At 55.7% G+C, this 5,687-nt stretch carries 3 rRNA genes; all 3 read right to left on the reverse strand.

The features are described from left to right. Window positions 1-116: ribosomal RNA gene (gene rrf, locus ACSYDW_RS18910) — 5S ribosomal RNA — on the reverse strand; the annotation flags it as partial. Between the two features lie 200 nt (window positions 117-316). Then, window positions 317-3,446: ribosomal RNA gene (locus tag ACSYDW_RS18915) — 23S ribosomal RNA — on the reverse strand. A gap of 537 nt (window positions 3,447-3,983) precedes the next feature. Continuing rightward, a 16S ribosomal RNA gene (locus ACSYDW_RS18920) occupies window positions 3,984-5,509 on the reverse strand. Window positions 5,510-5,687: the final 178 nt, after the last annotated feature.

Below are 5,687 nucleotides of genomic sequence, written 5' to 3' on the forward strand. Positions count from 1 at the left end.
TCCGGCGGTGTCCTACTCTCCCACACCCTCCCGAGTGCAGTACCATCGGCGCTGTGGGTCTTAGCTTCCGGGTTCGGTATGGGACCGGGCGTTTCCCCCACGCTGTGACCGCCGTAACTCTGGTGCCGCCACCCAAGGCCGCGGGGCCTGGGTGGGGTGAATCCAAGGAAGTTACGTAGTAACTGTGGTGATACAAATATGGTGATGCATGTGTTGGTTTGTCCGCGACAACAATGGGTTGTTGTTTCGGGACCGTATAGTGGACGCGTGCGCTTCTTGCCAACACCGCGGGCGTACCGGCGGTGTGTGGTGTTTGTGGTTTAAGTTGTCGGCCTATTAGTACGGGTCAGCTTCACGAGTCTTTGGTCCTCGCTTCCACATCCCGCCTATCAACCCAGTGGTCTGCTGGGGGCCTCTCGCCACACGAGGTGGCGTGGAAATCTCATCTTGAAGTGGGCTTCCCGCTTAGATGCTTTCAGCGGTTATCCCTTCCGAACGTAGCCAATCAGCGGTGCACTTGGCAGTACAACTGACACACCAGAGGTTCGTCCGTCCCGGTCCTCTCGTACTAAGGACAGCTCTTCTCAAATTTCCTGCGCGCGCAGCGGATAGGGACCGAACTGTCTCACGACGTTCTAAACCCAGCTCGCGTACCGCTTTAATGGGCGAACAGCCCAACCCTTGGGACCTACTCCAGCCCCAGGATGCGACGAGCCGACATCGAGGTGCCAAACCATGCCGTCGATATGGACTCTTGGGCAAGATCAGCCTGTTATCCCCGAGGTACCTTTTATCCGTTGAGCGACGGCCGTTCCACAACGTGCCGCCGGATCACTAGTCCCGACTTTCGTCCCTGCTCGAGCTGTCGCTCTCACAGTCAAGCTCCCTTGTGCACTTACACTCGACACCTGATTGCCAACCAGGCTGAGGGAACCTTTGGGCGCCTCCGTTACTTTTTGGGAGGCAACCGCCCCAGTTAAACTACCCATCAGGCACTGTCCCTGACCCAGATTATGGGCCGAAGTTAGGTGACCGGTACAGCCAGAGTGGTATTTCAACGATGACTCCACCCGAACTGGCGTCCGGGCTTCAAAGTCTCCCACCTATCCTACACAAGCTGCACCGAACACCAATACCAAACTATAGTAAAGGTCTCGGGGTCTTTCCGTCCTGCTGCGCGTAACGAGCATCTTTACTCGTAGTGCAATTTCGCCGAGTTCATGGTTGAGACAGCGGGGAAGTCGTTACTCCATTCGTGCAGGTCGGAACTTACCCGACAAGGAATTTCGCTACCTTAGGATGGTTATAGTTACCACCGCCGTTTACTGGGGCTTAAATTCTCAGCTTCGCCACAAGTGGCTAACCGGTCCTCTTAACCTTCCAGCACCGGGCAGGAGTCAGTCCGTATACATCGTCTTGCGACTTCGCACGGACCTGTGTTTTTAGTAAACAGTCGCTTCCCCCTGGTCTCTGCGGCCCACACCCGCTCACGCCAGCAAGTGGCGGTCACGGGGCAGGCCCCCCTTCTCCCGAAGTTACGGGGGCATTTTGCCGAGTTCCTTAACCATGATTCTCTCGATCGCCTTAGTATTCTCTACCTGATCACCTGTGTCGGTTTGGGGTACGGGCGGCTAAAACCTCGCGTCGATGCTTTTCTTGGCAGCATAGGATCACCGAATCACCCCCCGAAGGGGGCGCCTATCGGATCTCAGGCTCAATGAGTCGCGGATTTGCCTACGACTCGCCCTACATCCTTGGACCAGGTCAATTCCATTGCCTGGCTCGGCTACCTTCCTGCGTCACACCTGTTAATACGCTTAACTCCCCGGTTCGGGTCCCGCGCCGCACACCCGGTGCACAACCCGAAGGCTGCACGGTGGGTGGTTGGGGCGGTTAGCATCACCGGTTCGCTATGGGCGGTTTTTTGCCGGTACGGGAATATCAACCCGTTGTCCATCGACTACGCCTGTCGGCCTCGCCTTAGGTCCCGACTTACCCAGGGCAGATTAGCTTGACCCTGGAACCCTTGATCATTCGGCGGACGGGTTTCTCACCCGTCATTCGCTACTCATGCCTGCATTCTCACTCGTGTGGGCTCCACCGCTGGTTTACACCGCGACTTCACTGCCCACACGACGCTCCCCTACCCATCCAAACGGCTGGACCACGAAGGCCTACCAATATTTGAATGACGCAACTTCGGCGGTGTGCTTGAGCCCCGCTACATTGTCGGCGCGGAATCACTTGACCAGTGAGCTATTACGCACTCTTTCAAGGATGGCTGCTTCTAAGCCAACCTCCTGGTTGTCTTCGCAACTCCACATCCTTTTCCACTTAGCACACGCTTAGGGGCCTTAGTTGGCGTTCTGGGCTGTTTCCCTCTCGACTATGAAGCTTATCCCCCACAGTCTCACTGCTGCGCTCTCACTTACCGGCATTCGGAGTTTGGCTGACGTCAGTAACCTTGTAGGGCCCATTAGCCATCCAGTAGCTCTACCTCCGGTAAGAAACACGCAACGCTGCACCTAAATGCATTTCGGGGAGAACCAGCTATCACGAAGTTTGATTGGCCTTTCACCCCTACCCACAGCTCATCCCCTCCATTTTCAACTGAAGTGGGTTCGGTCCTCCACGCGCTCTTACACGCGCTTCAACCTGGCCATGGGTAGATCACTTCGCTTCGGGTCTAGATCACGCCACTAACTCGCCCTATTCAGACTCGCTTTCGCTACGGCTTCCCCACACGGGTTAACCTCGCGACGTAACACTAACTCGCAGGCTCATTCTTCAAAAGGCACGCTGTCACCCCAACAAGGAGGCTCCAACGGATTGTAAGCGCACGGTTTCAGGTACTATTTCACTCCCCTCCCGGGGTACTTTTCACCATTCCCTCACGGTACTTATCCGCTATCGGTCATTGGGTAGTATTTAGGCTTACCAGGTGGTCCTGGCGGATTCAAACGGGATTTCTCGGGCCCCGTCCTACTTGGGATACTTCCACAAAGCGGCAGACACGCATTGGCACTACGGGACTTTCACCCTCTATGGTCCGGCATTCAAACCGGTTCGCCTATACGCCTGCACCTCACTTCACTGGTCCGGCAGAACCAGAACGGGAAGTCCCGCAACCCCGACCATGCAACGCCCGCCGGCTATCACACATGGACCGGTTTAGCCCCATCCGCGTTCGCTCGCCACTACTAACGGAATCACTATTGTTTTCTCTTCCTGCGGGTACTGAGATGTTTCACTTCCCCGCGTTCCCTCCACGCAGCCTATGTGTTCAGCTGCGGGTCACACCACATGACATGGTGCGGGGTTTCCCCATTCGGAAATCCTGGTATCAACGTCCGGTTATCGACTCCTCCAGGCTTATCGCAGATTCCCACGTCCTTCTTCGGCTCCCAATGCCAAGGCATCCACCGTGCGCCCTTAAAAACTTGACCACAAACATGATCAAAAATTTACATGAGCTATATTTTTACAATCGAAAGAACCAAGAAGAACACGCCCGAAAGCGTGTCCACCAGGTTCAATAATTCATAAGAAATTGCTTATGCAAAACAAGGACAGAATCCCTGTTTCACAAGATGCTCGCGTCCACTATACAGTTCCCAAACAACAACCCCGTCACACCCACCACCACACACACACCAAAAGGTGCAACCTGTGCGGCTTAGGCCATGCGCGGGAAACCAGAAAAACAAGAACCACCACCAACCCCCCGAAAGGGACCGGCAACGGGCCTGTTGATCCAGGACCCAACAGCGTGCCAAAAGACCACCCCAACCCACACACGATCCACGTTCCAACCACACAAGTGCGGCGTACTGGAGAACCATGCCCAGGAAAAGACGGCCATTGCTTGTTGATATTCCACCCTTGAGCACTCGCCCACCAACACAAGTGGCGGCAACGAGCAGCACTGAACACCCGCACGGGAAACACATTGGAATCCCAGCCTGGCGTTAGTTGCTCCTTAGAAAGGAGGTGATCCAGCCGCACCTTCCGGTACGGCTACCTTGTTACGACTTAGTCCCAATCGCCGGTCCCACCTTCGACGGCTCCCTCCCACAAGGGGTTAGGCCACCGGCTTCGGGTGTTACCAACTTTCGTGACTTGACGGGCGGTGTGTACAAGGCCCGGGAACGTATTCACCGCAGCGTTGCTGATCTGCGATTACTAGCGACTCCGACTTCATGGGGTCGAGTTGCAGACCCCAATCCGAACTGAGACCGGCTTTTTGGGATTAGCTCCACCTCACAGTATCGCAACCCATTGTACCGGCCATTGTAGCATGCGTGAAGCCCAAGACATAAGGGGCATGATGATTTGACGTCGTCCCCACCTTCCTCCGAGTTGACCCCGGCAGTCTCCTATGAGTCCCCACCATCACGTGCTGGCAACATAGAACGAGGGTTGCGCTCGTTGCGGGACTTAACCCAACATCTCACGACACGAGCTGACGACAACCATGCACCACCTGTGAACCAGCCCCAAAGGGGAAACCGTGTTTCCACGGCGGTCTGGCACATGTCAAGCCTTGGTAAGGTTCTTCGCGTTGCATCGAATTAATCCGCATGCTCCGCCGCTTGTGCGGGCCCCCGTCAATTCCTTTGAGTTTTAGCCTTGCGGCCGTACTCCCCAGGCGGGGCACTTAATGCGTTAGCTACGGCGCGGAAAACGTGGAATGTCCCCCACACCTAGTGCCCAACGTTTACGGCATGGACTACCAGGGTATCTAATCCTGTTCGCTCCCCATGCTTTCGCTCCTCAGCGTCAGTTAATGCCCAGAGACCTGCCTTCGCCATCGGTGTTCCTCCTGATATCTGCGCATTTCACCGCTACACCAGGAATTCCAGTCTCCCCTACATCACTCTAGTCTGCCCGTACCCACCGCAGATCCGAGGTTGAGCCTCGGACTTTCACGGCAGACGCGACAAACCGCCTACGAGCTCTTTACGCCCAATAATTCCGGATAACGCTTGCGCCCTACGTATTACCGCGGCTGCTGGCACGTAGTTAGCCGGCGCTTCTTCTGCAGGTACCGTCACTTTCGCTTCTTCCCTACTGAAAGAGGTTTACAACCCGAAGGCCGTCATCCCTCACGCGGCGTCGCTGCATCAGGCTTTCGCCCATTGTGCAATATTCCCCACTGCTGCCTCCCGTAGGAGTCTGGGCCGTGTCTCAGTCCCAGTGTGGCCGGTCACCCTCTCAGGCCGGCTACCCGTCGTCGCCTTGGTGAGCCATTACCTCACCAACAAGCTGATAGGCCGCGAGTCCATCCCTGACCAAAAAATCTTTCCACCAAGGACCATGCGGTCCACGGTGCATATCCAGTATTAGACCCAGTTTCCCGGGCTTATCCCAGAGTCAGGGGCAGGTTACTCACGTGTTACTCACCCGTTCGCCACTAATCACCCCAGCAAGCTGGGGGTCATCGTTCGACTTGCATGTGTTAAGCACGCCGCCAGCGTTCATCCTGAGCCAGGATCAAACTCTCCGTAAAAAAATACAGACACAACCAACACGCCGACTGGAAAAAGCCGACCGGGTTGCACCAAGTAAAAAAATCCCGGCAAATTGCCCCAGGTACCCACACGGGGGTGCGGACCCTGGAACCATTCACCAATAAAATAAATAAATTGGTATCAACAAACTTGGCACACTATTGAGTTCTCAAACAA

This window comes from Paeniglutamicibacter selenitireducens, assembly GCF_051550675.1.
Lineage (GTDB): Bacteria > Actinomycetota > Actinomycetes > Actinomycetales > Micrococcaceae > Paeniglutamicibacter.